Origin of the sequence: Devosia beringensis (assembly GCF_014926585.1) — a bacterium.
Classification (GTDB): domain Bacteria; phylum Pseudomonadota; class Alphaproteobacteria; order Rhizobiales; family Devosiaceae; genus Devosia; species Devosia beringensis.
Genome location: NZ_CP045422.1, coordinates 2060904 through 2081648, shown reverse-complemented (window position 1 = coordinate 2081648; position 20745 = coordinate 2060904). Strand labels below are relative to the sequence as shown.

The 20745-nt window shown below is 64.5% G+C and carries 15 protein-coding genes; 1 reads left to right on the top strand and 14 read right to left on the bottom strand.

Annotated features, from left to right (window positions below):
• Nucleotides 1-29 precede the first annotated feature (29 nt).
• The 4 genes from pyc to GDR53_RS10145 all read right to left on the bottom strand — a co-directional run bounded on the left by pyc (nucleotide 30) and on the right by GDR53_RS10145 (nucleotide 6870).
• Nucleotides 30-3470: a pyruvate carboxylase gene (pyc, locus tag GDR53_RS10160; RefSeq protein ID WP_193334404.1), complete on the bottom strand. Its 3441-nt coding sequence runs from the start codon at nucleotides 3468-3470 to the stop codon at nucleotides 30-32.
• A gap of 99 nt (nucleotides 3471-3569) precedes the next feature.
• Nucleotides 3570-3986: a TIGR01244 family sulfur transferase gene (locus GDR53_RS10155; RefSeq protein WP_193334403.1), complete on the bottom strand. Its 417-nt coding sequence runs from the start codon at nucleotides 3984-3986 to the stop codon at nucleotides 3570-3572.
• Between the two features lie 143 nt (nucleotides 3987-4129).
• Nucleotides 4130-5635, bottom strand: a complete 1506-nt coding sequence (locus GDR53_RS10150; protein ID WP_193334402.1) for a putative bifunctional diguanylate cyclase/phosphodiesterase — start codon at nucleotides 5633-5635, stop codon at nucleotides 4130-4132.
• Nucleotides 5636-5838: 203 nt separating this feature from the next.
• Nucleotides 5839-6870: a glycine betaine ABC transporter substrate-binding protein gene (locus GDR53_RS10145; protein WP_193334401.1), complete on the bottom strand. Its 1032-nt coding sequence runs from the start codon at nucleotides 6868-6870 to the stop codon at nucleotides 5839-5841.
• Nucleotides 6871-7094: 224 nt separating this feature from the next.
• On the opposite strand from GDR53_RS10145, the gene GDR53_RS10140 reads away from it, so the two are divergent.
• Nucleotides 7095-8300 (top strand): ABC transporter substrate-binding protein, encoded by a 1206-nt coding sequence (locus tag GDR53_RS10140; RefSeq protein ID WP_193334400.1) that lies wholly within the window; start codon nucleotides 7095-7097, stop codon nucleotides 8298-8300.
• A gap of 196 nt (nucleotides 8301-8496) precedes the next feature.
• Here GDR53_RS10140 and GDR53_RS10135 read toward each other — a convergent pair whose 3' ends face one another.
• From GDR53_RS10135 to GDR53_RS10090, 10 genes are all read right to left on the bottom strand, one after another.
• On the bottom strand, nucleotides 8497-9162 hold the full coding sequence (locus tag GDR53_RS10135) for an RES family NAD+ phosphorylase (protein ID WP_193334399.1): 666 nt from the start codon (nucleotides 9160-9162) through the stop codon (nucleotides 8497-8499).
• Nucleotides 9159-9665: an MbcA/ParS/Xre antitoxin family protein gene (locus GDR53_RS10130; protein WP_193338039.1), complete on the bottom strand. Its 507-nt coding sequence runs from the start codon at nucleotides 9663-9665 to the stop codon at nucleotides 9159-9161. Before GDR53_RS10130 ends, GDR53_RS10135 begins: the two co-directional genes overlap by 4 nt.
• An 83-nt stretch (nucleotides 9666-9748) precedes the next feature.
• Complete coding sequence (locus GDR53_RS10125) at nucleotides 9749-11032, bottom strand: branched-chain amino acid ABC transporter permease (protein ID WP_193334398.1); 1284 nt, start codon at nucleotides 11030-11032, stop codon at nucleotides 9749-9751.
• The gene (locus tag GDR53_RS10120; protein WP_193334397.1) at nucleotides 11029-12033 is read right to left on the bottom strand and encodes a branched-chain amino acid ABC transporter permease; all 1005 of its coding nucleotides are present in this window, start codon (nucleotides 12031-12033) and stop codon (nucleotides 11029-11031) included. The genes GDR53_RS10125 and GDR53_RS10120 overlap by 4 nt, the downstream gene beginning before the upstream one ends.
• A 3-nt stretch (nucleotides 12034-12036) precedes the next feature.
• Nucleotides 12037-12741 carry an ABC transporter ATP-binding protein gene (locus GDR53_RS10115; RefSeq protein WP_193334396.1) on the bottom strand — a complete coding sequence of 235 codons (705 nt, stop codon included), beginning with the start codon at nucleotides 12739-12741 and terminating at the stop codon, nucleotides 12037-12039.
• Nucleotides 12741-13523, bottom strand: coding sequence for an ABC transporter ATP-binding protein (locus GDR53_RS10110; RefSeq protein ID WP_193334395.1), 783 nt, complete (start codon nucleotides 13521-13523; stop codon nucleotides 12741-12743). Before GDR53_RS10110 ends, GDR53_RS10115 begins: the two co-directional genes overlap by 1 nt.
• Before the next feature lie 121 nt (nucleotides 13524-13644).
• Nucleotides 13645-14007, bottom strand: a complete 363-nt coding sequence (locus tag GDR53_RS10105; protein ID WP_193334394.1) for a methylglyoxal synthase — start codon at nucleotides 14005-14007, stop codon at nucleotides 13645-13647.
• 96 nt (nucleotides 14008-14103) lie between these two features.
• On the bottom strand, nucleotides 14104-15741 hold the full coding sequence (locus tag GDR53_RS10100) for a globin-coupled sensor protein (protein ID WP_232846590.1): 1638 nt from the start codon (nucleotides 15739-15741) through the stop codon (nucleotides 14104-14106).
• A 246-nt stretch (nucleotides 15742-15987) separates the two neighbouring features.
• Nucleotides 15988-18381, bottom strand: a complete 2394-nt coding sequence (locus GDR53_RS10095; RefSeq protein WP_193334393.1) for a methyl-accepting chemotaxis protein — start codon at nucleotides 18379-18381, stop codon at nucleotides 15988-15990.
• A 263-nt stretch (nucleotides 18382-18644) separates the two neighbouring features.
• The gene (locus tag GDR53_RS10090) at nucleotides 18645-20696 is read right to left on the bottom strand and encodes a methyl-accepting chemotaxis protein (RefSeq protein ID WP_193334392.1); all 2052 of its coding nucleotides are present in this window, start codon (nucleotides 20694-20696) and stop codon (nucleotides 18645-18647) included.
• Nucleotides 20697-20745: the final 49 nt, after the last annotated feature.

Sequence of the window (20745 nt, the reverse complement as noted above, 5' to 3'; positions counted from 1 at the left end):
AAAAGGCCCGGATCGCTCCGGGCCTTTGTTTATTCGAACCGCACCAAAAGATCCTTGGCGTCGATCTGGTCGCCTGGCTTGACCAGCACTTCGGCGATCACCCCGTCGATCTCGGCATGGATGGCGGTTTCCATCTTCATCGCCTCGATCGAGCACAGCACGTCGCCGGCGCTGACCTTCTGACCTTCCTTGGCATTGAGCCCGGAAATGACGCCCGGCATTGGCGCGCCGATCTGCTTGGCATCGCCCAGCGCGGCCTTGGCCCGCACCTTGACCTCGCCCACCTTGAGCCGGTCGGGGACCAGAATGGTGCGCGGCTGGCCATTGAGGTCGAAGAAGACGCGGACCTCGCCCTTTTCATTGGTCGGGGCGCGGCCGAGATATTGCAGCACCAGCGTCTTGCCCTTTTCGATGTCGACGAAGAGTTCGTCGCCTTCCGAGAGGCCATAGAAATAGACCGGGGTGGGCAACACTTCGGTCGGGCCGTAGCGATCCTGGGTCTTTTCGAAATCGGCATAGACCTTGGGATACATCAGGTACGAGGCCAGACGATAATCGTCGATCTCGTGGCCGACCTCCTCGACCAGCTTGGCGCGTTCGGCCTCAAGGTCGACATCTTTGAGATAGGAGCCCGGCCGTTCGGTCAGCGCCGGCTTGCCCTTGAGCACCTTCTTCTGCAGCGCCGGCGGGAAGCCGCCGGGCGGCTGGCCCAGATCGCCGGCAAAGAACCCCACCACCGAATCGGGGAAGGCAATATCCTTGTCCGGATTTTCGACATCGGCCCGGGTCAGCCCGGCCGAGACCATGGCCAGGGCCATGTCGCCGACGACCTTGGAGCTGGGTGTCACCTTGACGATATCGCCGAACATCTGGTTGACGTCCGCATAGGTCTGGGCGACCTCGTGCCAGCGGGTTTCCAGACCCAGCGAACGCGCCTGTTCCTTGAGATTGGTGAACTGGCCGCCGGGCATTTCGTGCAGATAAACTTCCGAGGCGCCGCCCTTGAGATCGCTCTCGAAGGCCCGGTACTGCGTGCGCACCGCTTCCCAATAGAACGAGATCTGCCTTATCGCCTTGGCGTCGAGCCCCGGGTCACGGTCGCCATCGCGCAGGGCGGCAACGATCGAGCCCAGCGTCGGCTGGCTGGTGGTGCCGCTGAGCGCATCCATGGCCGCGTCGACCGCATCGACCCCGGCATCGACCGCCGCCAGCACGGTGGCCGAAGCAGCGCCTGACGTGTCATGGGTATGGAGATGGATCGGCAGGCCGATCTCCTGCTTGAGCGTGGCGATCAGTTTTTTCGCCGCCGCCGGGCGCAAGAGGCCGGCCATGTCCTTGAGGCCCAGCACATGGGCGCCGGCCGCTTCGAGTTCCTTGGCCAGACCCACGTAATATTTGAGGTCATACTTGGCCCGGTCGGGGTCGAGCATGTCGCCGGTATAGCAGATGACGCCCTCGGCCACCTTGCCCGCCTCGGCCACCGCGTCGAGCGAGACGCGCATGTTTTCGACCCAGTTGAGGCAATCGAACACCCGGAAGATATCCACGCCGCCCTTGGCCGCCTGGGCGACGAAGAACTTGACCACATTATCGGGATAATTGGTGTAGCCCACGCCATTGCTGCCGCGCAGCAGCATCTGCGTCAGGATATTGGGCGCGCCATCGCGCACCTTGGCGAGGCGCTCCCACGGATCCTCGTTGAGAAAGCGCATCGAGACGTCAAAGGTCGCCCCGCCCCAGCATTCAAGGCTGAAGAGGTTGGGCAGGCCCCGGCTATAGGCCTGGGCAATGCGGGTAATGTCAAAGCTGCGCATCCGCGTGGCGAGCAGGCTCTGATGGGCGTCGCGCATGGTCGTGTCGGTGAACAGCACGCGCTGCTGCGCCTTCATCCACTCGGCCAGCGCCTTGGGCCCGTCGCGATCCAGAATTTGCCGGCTGCCATCCACGACCGCCAGGGGCGGAAATTCCGGCAGCACCGGCGCCGCCGCTTCGGCGGGCGGCCGCGGCCGGTCGCGCACCTCGGGATGCCCGTTGACGGTCACGTCGGCAATGTAGCTCAAGAGCTTGGTCGCGCGATCCTTGCGCGGCTTGAAGTTGAACAGCTCCGGCGTCGTGTCGATGAAGCGCGTCGTATAGCGGTTCTCGACGAAGTCGGGATGGGTGATGATGTTTTCGAGAAAGGCCAGGTTGGTCGAGACGCCGCGGATGCGGAACTCGCGCAGGGCGCGATGCATGCGGGCAATGGCTTCCTCGGCCGAGGGCGCCCAGCAGGTGACTTTTTCCAGCAGCGGATCGTAGAACCGCGTGATGACAGCGCCGGCATAGGCCGTGCCGCCATCAAGGCGCACGCCAAAGCCGGTGGCGCCGCGATAGGCGGTGATGCGGCCATAATCGGGAATGAAATTCTGTTCCGGGTCCTCGGTGGTCACCCGGCACTGGATGGCATTGCCGTTGAGGTGGATATCTTCCTGCAGTGGCACGCCCGATTCCGGCGTGCCGATGACGGCGCCGTCGAGCAGGTGGATCTGTGCCTTGACGATGTCGATGCCGGTCACCTCTTCGGTGACGGTATGTTCCACCTGGATGCGCGGATTGACCTCGATGAAATAGAACTTGTCGGTATCGGCATCCATCAGGAATTCGACCGTGCCGGCGCCGCGATAATTGGCGGCATTGCCCAGCCGCACCGCGGCGTCGGTCAGTTCCTTGCGCACCTCGGCGCTGAGATAGGGGGCGGGTGCCCGCTCGACCACCTTCTGGTTGCGCCGCTGCACCGAGCAGTCGCGCTCATAAAGGTGCACCAGATTGCCGTGATCGTCGCCGATCAGCTGCACCTCGACATGGCGCGCGCGCTCGACCAGCTTTTCGAGATACATCTCGTCCTTGCCGAACGCCGCCTTGGCCTCGCGCTTGCCTTCGGAAACTTCCGCCAGCAGGGAGGATTCGTCCATGATGCGACGCATGCCGCGCCCGCCGCCGCCCCAGCTGGCCTTGAGCATCAGCGGATAGCCAATCGCGGCGGCCATGGCCTTGATCTCTGCGGGATCGTCCGGCAGCGCATCGGTGGCCGGCACGACGGGCACATTGGAGGCAATCGCCATATTGCGCGCGGCGACCTTGTTGCCCAGGTCGCGCATGGTCTGCGCCCGCGGGCCGATGAAGATGATGCCGGCATCCTCGCAGGCATCGACGAATTCGGGGCTTTCCGACAGCAGGCCATAGCCGGGATGGATCGCATCCGCGCCCGAAATGCGGGCCAGCCGGATATATTCATCGATCTGCAGATAGGCCTCGACCGGCCCCTTGCCCTTGCCAATCAGATAGGCCTCGTCAGCCTTGAAGCGATGCAGCGCCAGCTTGTCCTCTTCGGCATAGGCGGCGACCGTCTTGAGGCCCAGTTCATTGGCGGCGCGGAACACGCGGATGGCGATTTCGCTGCGGTTGGCGACGAGGATTTTCTTGATGGGCATGAATCTGTCCGAGCAGGAGGGGGGAAGGACCTGTGACGGTCCGGCTCAGCAATCGGCATATGGCCGGGGGCGGTCGCCCGCCCCAGCGCCTGAAGGCGTCTAGTTGCGGTCGAGATGACCCGCCAGATGGCTCATATCGTAGCCGGCCTCGGCCGCCTGCGCGATGATCTGGCTGGCATCGACCGTGCCGGCCTGGCTCAGCGCCCACAAGGTGGTGGAGCGCGTTCCGGACCGGCAGTAGCAAAAGACCGGCCCCGCGCTCCCCTCGAGCACGGCTTTGGTCTGTGCCACCATTTCGGGAGAAACCCCCTCGCGACCGAGCGGAATGGCATGATAGGCCAGACCCGCTGCCGCGGCGGCGGCCGCGATCTCGGCCCCGTCCGGCTGGTCGGGGGATTCCCCGTCGGGGCGATTGTTGACAATGGCGACGAACCCGGCGGCTTTGAGCGCTGCGACGTCCTCGGGACGAATCTGCCCCGAAACGCTGACATGATCGTTGATCCGCTTCAAATCCAAGGCACTACTCCCACTGCCATAAAAGGCTTCCCACAAGCCTTATATCCGCGCGGCGGCGTGCGACGCAACTGCGAGAACGCAATCGCTGTCATCAAGCTGTCATTGCAGCAAAGCGTCGGCAGCAAAACTTCTGGCGAGAGAGATCAGGCGGCGCTGGCGACCCGCCGCGCCTCGAGCGGCTGCGGCCGGCCAAGCAGAAAGCCCTGGAACCGCGTGCAGCCGGCCTGGCGCAGCAGGCGGAACTGCTCCTCGGTCTCCACCCCTTCGGCCACCACCTCGACCGGCAGGGACCGGGCAATGTCGCAGATCGCCGCCACGATGATGGCGTCGATCCGGCTGCTGCCCAGGCTCGACACATAGGTGCGGTCGATCTTGATGATGTCGAAGGCAAAGCCGCGCAGATATTGCAGGCTGGCATGGCCGGCGCCGAAATCGTCGATGGCGATGCGCACGCCGAGCGCCCGCAGCGCATCGACATTGGCCAGCTCGATGCCCTGGGCCTGCAGCGGCACCGTCTCGGTGATCTCGACAATGATGTGGCGCGGATCGGTGCCGGTTTCACCCAGCAGCGCGGCAAAGCGCGGGGCAAAATCGGCATGGCGCAGCTGGGCGGGCGACACATTGACCGCCACCGGCGTGCCCAGTTGCGGCAGATCCTGGCAGGCGCGGCGCAGCACCCACTCACCCACCTTGTCGATCAGGTCGCTCTCTTCGGCAATGGCAATGAACTGGGCCGGCGAGATGACGCCGCGTACCTTGTGGCGCCAGCGGATCAATGCCTCGTGGGACGTCACATGGCGGTCGCCGTCAAAGACCGGCTGATAGTGCAGCTCGAGTTCGTCCAGCAGCAAGGCGGCGCGCAGTTCGCGCTCGACGAAGCGGCGATGCCGCTCATCGCCCAGCATGTCGGCATCAAAGGCCACCACCATGTGGCGGCCGCTCTTCTTGCCCTTGTAGAGCGCCAGATCGGCCTTGGACATCAGCTCGTCCACATCGGTAGCGTCGAGTGGTGCCAGGGCAATGCCGATGGTGGCCGCCAGCCGGACCGGCCGGCCGGCAATCCCCACCGGGCGCTCCAGCCGCCGCAGCAATTCCTCGCCCAGACGCTTGAGGCCGGCGCGGTTGTCATGCCCGAACACGGCAATGCCGAATTCGTCCCCGCCCAGCCGGCCGACCAGCGCATTGGGCAGCATGTCGCGGATTGTCGCCGCCAGATGCAGCAGCGCCGCATCGCCCGCGCCATGGCCGGCGGTGTCGTTGAGCACCTTGAGATTGTCCATGTCGAGCTGCAGATAGCCCACCGCCCGCTCCGAGCCGTGATAGACTTCGCCGCGCAGCATCTCGAGGAAATAGGAGCGCGTCGCCACCCCGGTCAGCGCATCGCGATGGATCGAGGCCATGATGTCATGGGTGGCCTTGGCGGCCAGGACAATGCGCATCCGTATCATCTTGTGCCCCACCGCCAGCACGGCCAGCAGCAGGCTGCCGGCCAGCAATGTGGTGACGGGGAGTGTCATGCCGGCGCGGTCCAGCAGGCCTGACAGCGCCAGGCCACTGGCGATAAACAGCGCCGCGATGACGGTTGCGGCAGCCAGGGCAATGCCGCGATAGCCGTCAAGAATCTGGGAAAGTGCTAAGTTACGCCGCATGGCGATCTGGTCCGGTCCGCCCGAGAATGCCGGGCCGGTAGACTATCGGCGATCAGACATGAACAATTCGTAAAGCGGAAACAAAAATGCTTTTCTGTCAGTAGCTTAGGCGGAGGCTGCGATATTGATCCGCCACTTTATTGGCGCTGTATGACAGGGAGACGACACCCTGACGGTCGCCGTCACGAAGGGTAAAGCTGGCGTTAAGGCACGGCGGGTCCCACCCATTGCCGCCAGATGTCGCCACGCTCGGCAATGAACCGGTCGGCCACGCCGGCCACGCTGGCCCCCGGTTCGTTCAGCTGCGCCAGCAGCGTGTTCATCGCCGCCACGGGCAGGCTGGTGCGCTGGAAATAGCCGGCAATGGCCGGAATATCGGTAAACACCCACTCGCTGAGCGCTACCAGCACCGCTTCGGGCGCAAAGGCACTGGGCTGCGGCGCCGCACAGACCGCCTGGGCCAGGCATTTGGCGGCCTCGGCATCATAGTCACCCATGTCGAGGGCGACCGGGGTGAGCTGGGCGAGCAGCGCATTGGGCCGCCAATAGTAGAACAGTACCGGGTCATTGCGATTGACCGCCTCCGCGATCAGGCTGTCCATTTCGAAGCGGTTGGCCGGCTCGACGACATCGACCAGTGCCTCCAGCCCGTGGGCCGCGATCAGGTGCCGGTTGATCACGGCACAGGCCCAGTCGGCCGGGCAGGAGATGAACGGCACCCTGTCCCCGCCATTGAGCGCCGGCAGTACGCTGGCCAACTGACCGGCACTGATCAGGTCCGGCCGCGCGGCGGCCAGTGCCGCCGGGATGAACCACCCCTCAAGCGCCGTCTCGACGTAGGTCGGCGCTGCCGGCCGCAGCATCTGGGCTGCCATGCCGGCATTCCACACATCGGCTACCCGTGTCGGCCACATTTCCGGCGCCACGGCAGGCTGGCCGGTCGAGCCCATTGACGAGCCGGTGGCGGCCAGGTCGCCCGGCGCCACCTGCACGGCACAGCCAAAGGCGCGCGTCAGCACACGGGCATGAATTTCGGCCAGCAATTGCGCCGAGGGCCAGCTCATGCTGGCAATGCTGATGGTCTGGCTGCCACAGGGCGGGGCCGGGGCGCCGGGCGCCTCTTGCCCGACCTGATCCTGCGCCTGGTCGAGCACGCTCAACTGCGCCTGTGCCGGTCCGCCTATCAGCGCCAGCAACAGCCCTGCCACCATCCCTGCCCGGCTTGCTGTGTCCACGCCAACCTCCCGCCACTGCAACAGTCTATGGCCAAGACCTGCCCGTTAAGCAACTGTGTGTTCAGCCTTCGCAGCGCCCGCAATAGCCGGTGACTCGCCCGCCCGATCTGTGCAACAGTCTGCCCAGCGGGGCGCGGGTTGCGCCCCCTTTATCGCGTTGTTTCGCGTGGCAAGACGACCCATGCAAGGGTCGCTCCCCGGAACAACCCAGCAGAGGGACGTACATGCTCAATCTCAAGAAAACCCTGACCCTGGCCGTAGCCGCCTCGACCCTGGTCGTTGCCGTGCCCGCCTTTGCCCAGGACACCGGCGCGACCATCGGCTTTATCGGCGGCTTCACCGGCCCGATTGAATCGCTGACCCCACCCATTTTTGCCGGTGCCGAACTGGTGGTAAAGCAGGTCAACGAGCAGGGCGGCATCCTGGGTGGTGAACTGAACCTAATTTCCGCCGACGGTGCCTGCGACGCGACCGCCGCCGCCGCCGCTGCCGACAAGCTGATCAATTCCGACAACGTGGTGGGCATTGTCGGCGCCCTCTGCACCGGCGAAACCATCGGCGCCTTCAACGGCTCGGGCCTGTCGGGCGGCGTCGTGTTCATCTCGCCGGCCTCTTCGGCCCCGGCCCTGACCACGCTCGAAGACAATGACCTGGTCTATCGCACCACGCCTTCGGATGCCCTGCAGGGCGTCAAGATGGCCGATCTGCTGATCGCCAAGGGCGTCATGGATATCGCCGTGACCTATGTGAACAATGACTATGGCAAGGGTTTTGCTGACGCGCTGACCGCTGCCTACACCGCTGCCGGCGGCACCGTCTCGGCCAATGTCGCCCATGAAGAAGGCAAGGCCGACTATCGCGCCGAGCTGGGCAACCTGGTCGCCAGCCAGAACCTGGTGATCCTGGCCTATGCCAATGCCTCGGGTAACACCATCCTGCGCCAGGCCGTTGAATCCGGCAATTTCACCACCTATGTCGGCGGTGACGGCATGGTCGGCGACGACCTGCTCAGCGGCATCGACGCCGCTGCCGTGGAAGGCCTGATCGCCACCCGCGCCGGCGCACCTGAAGGCGCTGCCACCACCACCTATACCGACCTGGCCACCGCGGCCGGCATCGAAGCCAATGCGACCTATGCGCCGCAGGCCTATGACGCCGCCTTCCTGCTGGCTTTGGCCATCGAAAAGGCCGGTTCGACCGACCGTGCCGGCATTGCTGCCGCGCTGCGCGACGTTTCCTCGGCCCCCGGCGAGAAGATCATGCCCGGCGAATGGACCAAGGCTGTCGAGCTGATCAAGGCCGGCACCGACATCGACTATGACGGCGCTGGCGGCGCCCTCGACTTCGACGCCGCTGGCGACGTTGACGGCATCATCGTCGAACTGGCCGTCGAAGGCGGTGCCTTCGTCGAAAAGGGCCTGATCCAGTAACTCGGCACCGTCCGGCGCAAAGCGCCGGCAAAACCCTCCGGTGGAGGGTTTTAAGGTACCGAGGCCCGAAGCGCTATGCGCGCAGGGCTCGGACGCAGATCCGCATAATGCGAAGGCCCGGGCGCGATCCCGGGCCTTTTTTTGGATGATTGTTCATCGAACCCCGATGGCTGTGGGTAGCACCGCAAAGGAGCGTCTAGCCAGCCAGCCGGGTCACCGTGATGGTCGGGCTCGCCACCGTCACCGCGATGTCGACATGGTCGGCCTGCACCACCTCGACAATCTTGCCCGGCCGGTAGGCGCAGATGGCGACGCCGCCCTGGTGTCGGAGGCTGTCATAGATCACCCCATCCTCGCCCGCCGCCCGCAGGCCCTCGCCAAACGCCTGGCTGGCCGCATAGCTGGTGCGACTGTAGAGCGCCCCGTCATCAAGCCCCCGAATGTCGCGATAGCGGCCCAGCAACTGGCAACCATAGGCGCGATAGCGGCGGCTGGCAGTGGGCAATCGGCGGGCAAAGGCCTCCCGCCGCAGATGGTGCGCCACCTCGGCAATGGCGGTGTCGATGCTGGCGGCAGCATACCAGGCGCCCAGGTCGGGGCAGGAAAAGCGCGCGCCGCTGACCGGCGCATGCAGGAAGGCCGCCATGACCACCGAGGCATTGGGCCGGCCGAATACCCAGTCACTGGCCGGCAGGCGACCCAGCCGCTCGGCCACCAGTCGGTCATTGGTCCAGCCCGCCAGCTCCATCACCGCTTCGAGGTCTGCCGCCCGCGTCACCGTGTCGAACAGTCCGATCGGCGGAAACTGCGAGGGGATCAGCCGGTGCGCCGGCCTGGGGGCTGCGGCATGGGCAATGCTCACTGCCAGACAAGATCCTGATCGGTGCTGGCGGCAAAGCCGGCATCAAGGCCATTGGGCGCCATATAGAGCCCGCCACGCGCCGCGTCGAGGAAGCGCCGCACCTGCAGCAGACCATCCAGCGTGCCGGCGGTGACTAGCTCCAGCGGCGCCTGGCCGCCAAACAGCGGCGCATAATGGGGCCCATTGAGCCAGGCCAGAGCCTCGCTTTGGGTGGCAAACAGCACGCCCAGCGCCTGGTGAATGCCCAGCAGTGCCGACAGCCGCGTCAGGCTGTCGACATCAAGGGTAACCTCGGCCTGCGCCCGCGCCAGCCGCATCCAGTTGTGATAGGTCGAGCGCGAGGGATAGCCCAGCACCAGCCGGCGCTGCTGTTCGGAAAGGCCCCAGAGATCGGCAATGGCGGCAAAGCTGCGCAGGGCCGGCCCGCTCAGCCGCCGCCGATTGGCCGGCTCGAAGCGGTCGGGGCCGAGCGGCGCGCTGGCAACCAGCGCGGCCTGGTTCATGTCGGCGAAACCTGCATTGGCCATGTCTGCCTCCTGTTATGCACAGACATATAGTCCAGATATGGACAAAATGCAAGTTTGGACTAGCTGTCGCGTCGGACAACTTCGGGGATCAGCCCCTTGGGCGCGTAGCGCAGCGCAATGGTGATGACCAGACCCAGCACGAAGACCCGCATCTGGGCGGAGCGCGACTCGATATCGGGAATCTCCGGCCAGCCCACACTGGTCGACCAGTAGCTGGCCGTTTCGAAAATGGTCTTGGCCAGCGGCTCGGAAATCACCCAGACCAGCCAGATCAGGACCGCCCCAAATACCGCGCCCCAGTTGTTGCCGGCCCCGCCGACAATGATCATCACCCAGATCAGGAAGGTATGGTTGATCGGCTGGTAGCTGCTGGGATCAAAGATCTGCGTGAAGCTGACCAGCATGGCCCCGCCAATGCCCATCAGCACCGAGCCGAGCACGAAGATTTCGAGCTGGCGGGATTTGACATCCTTGCCCATGGACGACGCCGCGACATGATTGTCGCGAATGGCCCGCATCATCCGGCCCCAGGGCCCGGCATAGGCGCGGCTGACCAGCCAAATCGCCGCCGCCAGCACCAGCAGCGCCAGCGCCAGATAGCCGCCGCGCGCCAGGATCAGCGAGCTGAGCTGATCGGCGCCCGACGCCTGGTATTCCTGCGGCAGTGGCGTCGGCCAGGGAATCGGCGACACGGTCAGCGTGCCGCGCGTCAGCCAGTCCATGTTCTTGATCAGCGCCCGGATGATTTCCGAAATGCCGATCGTGGCAATGGCGAGATAATCGGTGCGCAGCCCCAGCGCGATCTTGCCCACGATCAGGGCGACGCCGGCAGCCAGCACGCCGCCGAACAGCCAGCCGAAGACCGGATTGATGCCCAGCCCGCCGACAAAGCCGGCCGTGCTTTCGATATAGGCGGCAGCCGGATCGATCTGGCTGCGATAGAGGCAATAAGCGACGAACCAAGCCAGCACGATGGTGAACGTCTTCCACCCGCCGCGCAGGCCCAGTCGATGGCTCTGCCGCGCCGCATAGACCAGCAGCGCACCGGCGCCAAAGGCCAGGGCCGCCCGGCCCAGCATCCACGGGCCATCCGAGCCCCAGAAACTGGGATTGATCGGATAGGAGATGAAGGTGACCGCAAAGCCGCCCAGCATCAGAAAGCCCATAATGCCGAAATTGAACAGCCCGCCATAACCCCACTGGATATTGAGGCCCAAGGCGATCAGGGCATAGGCGGTGGCCTCGACGAGACGGCTTGAGGTGAAGGGCACGCCCATCAGCCAGCCGATCACCAGGATCAGCGCGAAGAGGCCGGCAAAGAGGCTCAGCGAGCGCGCGATCATGACGAGGCTCCCTTGAAGATGCCGGTGGGCCGTACCAGCAGCACCACGACGAGGATGACGAAGGCCACGGTCAGCTTGTATTCGGTAGGCACCAGCGCCAGCGTCGCCGGCAGTTGCAGCGCCTCGGGCAGCACGCCATTGAGCGGGCGCAGCACCATGGTCCAGTTGAACACGGCCAGCGATTCGGCAAAGCCGATCAGCAGCCCCCCGGCAATGGCGCCATAGGCCTGGCCCAGGCCACCAACGATGGCGGCAGCAAAGATCGGGATGATGATGTTGAAGGCCAGGTCAGGCTTGAGCGTCACGTCCAATGCCAGCATGGTGCCGGCCATGCAGGCCAGCGCCCCGGCGACGATCCAGGTCACCCGCACCACCAGTGCCGTATTGATGCCCGAGACCTGCGCCAGATCGGCATTGTCGGCCATGGCGCGCATCGCCTTGCCCAGCCGCGAGCGCGTCAGGAAGAAGTGCAGCGCCAGTACCGAGATGACGGTGACAATGATCATCAGCAGCTGCGGCTCGGTGATCACCAGCGGCCGGGTCGAGCCGAGAAAGCTGGTATCCACACGGAACACGTCCTTGGTCTCGTTCTCGAAGAACGAATAGCTGCCCGCGCCGAAGAACAGCCGGATCAGCCCCTGGATCATCAGCGTCACGCCGATCGAGGCGATCAGCAGGATCACCGGCTTGGCGCCGCGCTGGCGCAGCGGCGCGTAAAAGCCCTTGTCGACACCCAGCGCGAACACGGCCGACAGCACCATGGCCAGCGGCAGCACCACAAAGCCCATCGGGATCGGGGTGACAATGCCCCAGCTGGCGAACAGCGCCGCCAGCAGGAAGGCGAAGAACGCGCCCGATGTCATCAGTTCGGAATGGGCGAAATGGGCAAAGCGCAGGATGCCGAAGATCAGCGTGATCCCGACCGCGCCCAGCGCATAGATGCAGCCCAGCACCGCGCCGGAAATCACCACCTGGTTGATGAAGAAGATGAATTCGGTCACGGCTCAGCCCCCGAGGAAACTTTTGGCGACATCGGGATCGGCGATGAGCTCGGCGCCCGTGCCGGTGAAACGGTTCTGTCCCTGCGCCAGCACGAAGCCCTTGCTGGCAAAGGCCAGCGCCTGGCGCGCATTCTGCTCGACCATCAGGATGCCCACGCCTTCCTTGTTGACGCGCACGATGGTCTCGAAGATCTCGATGACATAGCGCGGCGACAGCCCGGCCGAGGGTTCGTCAAGCATCAGCAGGCGCGGCTTGCTCATCAGCGCCCGGCCCATGGCCACCATCTGCCGCTGGCCACCCGACAGTTCGCCGGCCGGCTGGCGGCGCTTTTCCGCCAGCACCGGGAACATGGCATAGACCCAGTCCATGGTGGGTTTGAAATCATCGCGCCGGGTGAAAGCACCCATTTCCAGGTTCTCCTCGACGCTCATCGAGGTGAAGACGTTCTTTTCCTGCGGCACAAAGCTCAGCCCCTTGGGCACCAGCTTGTCGGGCAGCGAATTGGCGACATCTTCGCCATCAAACTCGATCGTGCCACCGGTGACCTTGAGCAGGCCGAAAATCGCCTTGAGCGTGGTCGACTTGCCCGCGCCATTGGGGCCGACGATGACCCCGATATCGGACTGTTCGATGGCCATGTCGACGCCATTGAGGATCGGCGCGCCGCCATAGCCGGCGACAACGTGCTTGAGTTCGATCAGGGCCATTACGCTACCTCGACTGGGGTGCCGAAATAGGCCTCGACGATCGCCGGATTGGCGCGGATTTCTGCCATCGGCCCCTCGGCGATCTTTTCGCCCTGCGCCATGACGATGACCGGGTCGCATAGCCGACCGATCAGGTCCATGTCGTGCTCGATGACAAAGAACGTATAGCCCAGTTCGCTATTCATGCGTTCGATATTGGCCGCGAGGTCGTTGAGCAGGGTACGGTTGACGCCGGCCGCTACCTCGTCGAGCAGCACCACCTTGGCATCCACCATCATGGTACGGCCCAGCTCGAGCAGCTTCTTCTGCCCACCCGAGAGGTTACCCGCCAGCTCGTTGCGCACATGGCCCAGCTTGAGGAAATCGATGACGTCGAGCGCCTTCTTGCGCACAGCGGTTTCGCGCGATTTGACCAGGCCCGGCCGGAACCAGACATTGCCCAGATTTTCGCCCGGCTGGTCGCCCGGCACCACCATCAGGTTTTCCAGCGCCGTCATCTGGGAGAATTCATGCGCGATCTGGAAGGTGCGCAGCATGCCGGTGCGGAACAGTTCGTGCGGCTCAAGGCCGGTCACATCCTTGCCGTCAAAGATCACCGCGCCGCTATCGGGCACGATATTGCCGGCCACCATGTTGAACAGCGTCGACTTGCCAGCGCCATTGGGGCCGATCAGCCCCGTGACGGAGCCGCGCCGCACCGAGAGCGAGCAATTGTTGACGGCGGTCAGGCCGCCAAAGCGTTTGCTGACGTTGCGAACGTCGATAACCAAGTCAGAGGACACCCAAATCCGTCCCGATTCCTGAAGCCAAGGGCGCCCGGTTCAATCCAGGCGATTTTGCGGCATCTGCTCATATGGCGGGCACAGGGTCAACCGGGCGTCGCCGCAAAGCCGGGACTTCTGCTCACAGATAGGCGAGCACGGCATTGGCGGTGGCCTCGTTATTGGCGCACATCACGTCATAAAGCGTGGCCAGCCTTGTCAGCGCCTTGACGTCGACATCATGCGGCTGGGCCGATAGCGGATCGATGAAAAAGATCAGCACGTCCAGCCGCCCCTCGGCAATCATCGCGCCCAACTGCTGGTCGCCGCCCAGCGGTCCGCTCTTGAGCAGCGTCACCGGCATGCCGGTGGCAGCAATGATGCGACTGCCGGTGGTACCGGTGCCCCAGAGTTCATGCTCGCTCAGCTTGTGCTTGTGCCGCAGCGCCCATTGGCACAGCTCGTCCTTCTTGTCGTCGTGTGCCACCAGGCCAATGCGTGCCATGTCGGTCTCCCTGCAGGTATCGCAGTTCAACCAGCTTCACGGCGGCAGGGCAATGGCCGGGTCGCGGCCACTGCCTGCTGCAAGTCGTCGCCGGTGCTAGAACTCGTTCCAGTCGGGGGATGGGGCCAGATTGCTGGTCGGCTTGAGCGCGACCGCCGGCTTGCCGGCGGGCTTGCCACCGGATCGGCTGGCCGGCTTGCTGGCGGCCCGGACGGGTGCGCGGCTGGCGGCATGCATGCCCCCATCCGCCAGCTTGAAGATATCAACGATATCGTCGAGCTGGCCCGCCTGGCCTTCGGTCTGCTCGATGGCCGCATTGGTCTCTTCCACCAGCGCGGCATTGTGCTGGGTCATCTCGTCCATCTGTCGCACCGCAACGGCAATTTCCCCCAGCGCGTCGGACTGCTGCCGGTTGGCCCGGGCAATGGCATCAATCAGCGAGGCGCTTTCCTGTGCCCCGCCCAGGATTTCGAGCAGCGTTTCGGCCGCCTTGCCCACCAGTTGCGTGCCATTGCGCACTTCCACCGCACTGGCCTCGATCAGTTGCTTGACGTCCGAGGAGGCATTGGCAGCCGATTGCGCCAGGCGGCGCACTTCCACGGCCACCACGGCAAAGCCCTTGCCGGCATCGCCGGCGCGGGCTGCTTCCACCGAAGCATTGAGCGCCAGCAGATTGGTCTGGAAGGCGATATCGTCGATCAGGCCGATAATGTTGGAGATCTTCGAGGACGACGCCTCGATGGCACTCATGGCCTCATTGGCCTCGTTCATCACCGTCCCGCCCGTGGTCGCATTGCGCGATACCGACTGGGCCTTGTCGCTGGCCACACCCGCCATATTGGCGTTCTCGATCACGGTGGCGGAGAGCTGCTCGACCGCGGCCGTCGTCTCTTCGATGGTGGCCGCCTGCCGCGTCGTCCGGTCGGCCAGGTCATTGGCGCCGGCCAGGATTTCCCCCGTTGCCGTGCGAAGCGAGCGCGACGTCTGCCGCAGCTGGCCCACAATGGTGGTCAGCCGATCGGCCACCGCATTGGTATCGTTCTTGATCTGGTCAAAATCGGCGTCGAAGGTCTCGGTAATGCGGCTGGTCAGGTCGCCCTGTGCCAGATCCTGCAGCACCAGGCCCGTCAGCTCGACCGCGCGGCTGACCTTGGCCTTGGACGCATCATCGGCGGCCTTGGCTTCCACTGTCAGCTTTTCGAAATAGGCCGATACCCCGATATCGATATCGAGCAGCATGGATTTGAGTACGTCGGTCAGCACCGCGCCCATCTTGTCGGCCGCCGCCAGCACCGATTCCGGCGAGGCCGGAACCTTCTTCCCGAAATGGCCCCGCCCCGGCTGCAGCGCCGCTTCCATCATGTCATGCACCAGACCCTGCACCAGGGTCTCCACGATCACACCATAGCCCCCGATATGCCAGCGCGGCTCGAGGCCGATCTGGGCGTGGCGCAGGCCCACCTTGCTGCTGGCTTCGAAATAGGCGTCATCGAACTGCCCGGCGGCAATGGCCTTCCAGTGGCCGATCTGCTTGGACTGCGCCCGGTCCATCTGGGGTTTGCCGTCAAAGAATTTCGTTACCGCGGGGACAGTGCGAATCTTGGCGTAGAACTTGTCCAGCGCATTGGACAGGTGCTTGTCGACGGCGCCTTGGACACCGGACAGTCGATTGCGGGCCGCGTCATCGAGGCCGATGAAGTCAAGTCTATCCTGCAGTTCAATTTTATTTGCCATGGTGACCCCGTGAATTATCGGCAACTGACTAGACCGGGTGTAATCGCCCTGAATTGATCTTGATCAATGCTGTCCAAGCGTACCTTTCCGTACTTAACAGAGCATTAAATATTTCTCCGCGGAACTTATTAATATGTGCGCGCCGGGAACGGCGTTGAGGCGGGTACCCCGCCCACCGCAAGACAAGAAAAAGGCACCCGAAGGTGCCTCTTGTTTGACTGGAAGAGAGTGACCGCGCGGCAGGCCTCAGCTGGCCCGCTTCAGCCGCTGCAGCGCTCGTCCGCCATCACCCAGGGTAAAGACCCCGATGACCCGGTCGAGTTCGCTGGCCTGGGCTTCCGTCTGTTCGATCGCCGCATTGGTCTCTTCCACCAGCGCGGCATTGTGCTGGGTCATCTCGTCCATCTGCCGCACCGCCACCGTCACCTCGTCGATCGCCTGCGCCTGTGCGCGGCTGGCCCGGGCAATCCCCTCCAGCATCCCCGCATTGGCCTTGATAGCCTGCTGCACGCCCACCAGCCGCTGGGCCGCATCCCCAACCAGCCGCGACCCGCCCGCCACCTCGATGGCACTCTGTTCAATGAGCACCTTGACCTCCGCCGAGGCGCTGGCGGCCGACTGCGCCAGCCGGCGCACTTCCACCGCGACCACGGCAAAGCCCTTGCCGGCATCGCCGGCCCGCGCCGCTTCGACCGACGCGTTCAGCGCCAAGAGATTAGTCTGGAAGGCGATGTCGTCGATCAGCCCGATAATGTTGGAAATCTTGGCCGAGGAATGGGTGATCCGGTTCATCGCCTCGGTGGCCTGCCCCATCACCGCGCCGCTGGTTTCCGCATCGCCCGAAACCGCATGCGCCTGCTGGCTGGCGGTATCGGCCTCGTCGGCATTCTCCATCACCCGCCGGCTCAGCTGCTCGATCGCCGCCGAGGTTTCCTCGATGGTCGCCGCCTGCCGCGTCGTGCGTTCACTCAGGTCATTGGCCCCCGAGAGGATTTCACCCGTCGCCGTCTTGAGCGCACCGGAGGTGTCGCGCAACTGGCCGATGATGTCGCTCAGCCGTTCGGCGACCGCATTGGTGTCGCTCTTGAGCTGGTCGAAGGCGCCCTTGAAGCTGCCCGTCATCCGCTCGCCCAGATCGGCCCGGGCCAACGCCGCCAGCACGGTGCCGGTGGCCTTGAGCCCGTCATCGACCGATGCCACCAGCGCATTGACGTTCTCGGCCAGCTGCCGCAGGTCGGCATCGGGCTGATTGGCCGCCAGCCGTTGGGAAAAGTCGCCGTCCAGGGCGGCGGCCACAACCACGCCGATATCGCGCTGCAGCGCCTGTATGACCTGGACCTGTCCAGCCCGCTCCTCACTCATGTCCAGCTCGGCGGCCCGCAGGTCGCGCATCTTGATGCCATTGTTGCGGAACACTTCGACCGCCTCGGCCATGTAGCCCAGCTCATCGGCGCGCTCGAGCCCGGGCACCGCCAGCGCGTAATTGTCATGGGCTATTTCGGTCATGGTATCGGTCAGTCGGGAGACCGGCCTGGTCACGGTGCGGGCAAAGGCAATACTGACACCCGCGGCAATCGCCAGCATCAGCGCACCGATAGCCAGGATGGTGTTGCGCAATCCGGCCGCCGGCGCCTCGATGGCTGCCTGGCTCTCCATGGCCACCACGGCCCAGTCCACCCCGGCAAAGTCGATCGGCTCGGCAGCGGCCCGATAGGGCGCGCCGTCATGGTGCTCGATACTGCCCTGCCCCTTGGCGCCGTCCAGGGCAGTGGTGATCACAGCGCCCTGCAGTACCAGATTGCCGGCATCCTCATCCTGGGTCAGGGGCGAATCATTGTGCACCATGCCACCGGCGCCGATCAGGAAGACCTCGCCGCTTGCGCCAAGGCCCTTGACCCGCCCCAGCACGTCGTCAATCCGCTGCGTCGGCAGCTGCACGGCCAGGACCCCGTCTATGGCGCCATCGCGATAGATCGGGGTGGCCATGAAACTGGCAGGCGCGCCGGCACTGGGCGCATAGGGCACGAAATCGGACAGGATGATCGATCCTTCCGGGCTGGCGAGCGCCGCGCGCGCGACCGCGCCCAGATCGCTGTCGGACCAGGGACCGCCGCCCTCTGCAAAATTGGTGGCGAAATCCGCCTCCTTGTAGACGGTGTAGACATTGTTCAGGCCGGCATCGAACAGGAAGATGTCGTAATAACCGCGATTGAGCAGCAGACCGCGCAGGTCGGGATGCACTGCCGCATGCACACGATCGTAATCGGGCAGCAGGCTGGACGCATCGAGCAGCAGTTTCTCACCGGCCGGATGCGGGTTCTGCGTGATATAGGCACCCTGCAGCAACTCGGTCGCATCGCCGCCGGCCTGCAGCCCGCCTACCGCGCCCGACAGCTGGTCGAGGGCGCTGACGGTGTCGGCGCGCCCGGCAAACAGCGTCAGGTCCGCGGCGACCTCGGCCAGATAGGCCGACAGCACGGTGCTGGCATTGTCCGCCGCCGCATCGAGGCGCTGTTCGGCCTGCTGCGTCACGATGGCACTGCTGATCAGATAGGCCGCCAGGCCAACGCTCGCCCCGGCAACCAGCGAAATGGCGACCACCATGGCAGGCAGTTTGAAGGCAATCCGGAGTTGAGTCATCGACGCTCTCTCTCTGCCACAATGGTTCCGGGCAGTTCGGTCGCAGGTACTTAGGCCAATTATATGCCGTTGAGGAATTTACTCGCGGCGCTCATTAACGGTCACTTACTGTGCACCCGTGAGCCTTGCTTTTTCATTAACCATAAGCGGTCAGCGGCGCGTCGGAGGGCGCGCCGTTCTGGCAGCGCTGCGCCCCTCGCCAACGACAATGGCGGCCATGGTTACCCATGACCGCCATCGTGAACCTGTGCAGGCTGGTCTGGCTAGAATTCGTTCCAGTCGGTCGAGACCGCGGCATTGCCCTGGCTGAGATATTGCGCAGCCGCCTTGCGCGCCACCGGGGCGGCCGGCTTGGCCACAGACTTTGCTGCCGGCCGGTTGGCCACCGCAGCGCGGGCCATCACGGCACTGCTCGAGCCGCCCGCGGTGGTGAACACCGCCACGATCTCGTCCAGCTCGCTGGCCTGGCCCTCGGTCTGCTCGATCGCCGCATTGGTTTCTTCAACCAGCGCCGCATTATGCTGGGTCATTTCGTCCATCAGGCGGACGGCGACATTGACCTCTTCGATGGCCGAAGCCTGCTCGCGGCTCTCGCGGGCAATGCCCTCCATGACGACGCTGTTTTCGCGGATGCCTTCGAGGATTGCCGTCAGCTTGCCCGCAGCGTCCGACACCAGCTTGGTGCCGCCGGCCACTTCGCTCGCGCTCTGCTCGATCAGCAGCTTGACGTCGGCCGAGGCCGAGGCCGCCGATTGCGCCAGGCGCCGCACTTCCACGGCCACCACGGCAAAGCCCTTGCCTGCATCGCCGGCACGCGCCGCTTCCACCGAGGCATTGAGGGCCAGCAGGTTGGTCTGGAAGGCGATGTCATCGATCAGCCCGATAATGTTGGAAATCTTGCCCGAACTGGCCTCGATCGCCGTCATCGCCTCATTGGCCTTCTGCATCACCGCGCCACCCTCTTCGGCGGTCTGGGTCACCGCGCCGGCATTGACGCTGGCATCCTTGGCCCGTTCGGCATTGGCCAGCACGGTGGCGGCCAACTGCTCCATGGTCGCCGAGGTCTCCTCGATCGTCGCCGCCTGCTTGGTGGTGCGTTCGCTGAGGTCATTGGCACCGGCCAGGATTTCCCCAGTGGCCGTGCGCAGCGACTGCGACGTGTTCTTGAGCCGGTCAACCACATCGGTCAGACGGTCGGCCACGGCATTGGTATCGGCCTGCAGATGGGCAAAGGCGCCGTGATAGCTGCCTTCCATGCGCTCGGTCAGGTCGGTATTGGCCAGCGCCTTGAGCACCCGACCGGTTTCATTGAGGCCATCCTCGACCGTCTTGACCAGGCTGTTGACGCTGCTGGCGAGGCTGTTGAGTTCAGGATCGGGAAATTCGGCCTGCACGCGCTTGCCGAAATCGCCGGCAATGGCCGAATCCACCACTTCGCCAAAGGCACCCTGCAACTGAGTCATCATGACCCGGCGCTGCTGCTCTTCGGCAATGATGCGGCCGGCCTCGGCCTCGGTCATCTGGCTTACCTTGAGGCCCTGTTCGCGGAACACTTCCACCGAGCGGGCCATGTCGCCGATCTCGTCGCGGCGATCCATGCCATGCGGCACCACGCCGAAATCACTGGCGGCGATGCGCACGATGTCGCTGTTGAGCTTGGCGATGGGCTTGGAGATCGAACGCGCGATCATCACGCCGATGATCAGCAGCAGCAGCGTGACGCCAAAGGCAATGGCGCCGCTGATCTGGGCCGCCTGCAGGAAGATCGCGTCCACCTGGGTGGTCAATACGCCCGAGGCAATGGTCCAGCCCCAGGGCTCGAATGCCTGGGCATAGCTGAGCTTGTCGAACTCGCCGCCATCAGGCGACTTGAACAGATAGGTGACGAAGGTCGAGCCGTTCGCCTTGGCATTGGTGATCATCTCCTTGATGAAGAGCTTGCCGCGGCCATCCTCTTCGATCGAGCGGTCATTGCCCTGCTTTTCCGGCTTGGTCGGATGCATCAGCAGGACCATGTCATAGCTGTCAACAAAGACGTATTCTTTGCCCTGGTAGCGGAAGCCGCGCAGCGACTCGAGCGCCATCGTCTTGGCCTGCTCTTCAGTGAACTCGCCGGCCTGGAAGCGGTCATAATAGTTCTGAGCGATGCTGGTCGCGCCCTGCACCACGCTTTGCAGCTCGGTGCGCTTGAAGTTGTCGAGGTTCTCGCGCAGCGTATAGAGTTGATAGGCCAGTACGCTGGCAAAACCGATGGCGAAAATGAAGATCAGCGCGTACAGACGCCGCGCGATGCTGCCGGTGAAGAGGTTGATCACGAAAAGGCTCCGGGAGGGATGTTGACGGAGAGTCGACAAAGGGGGGCGG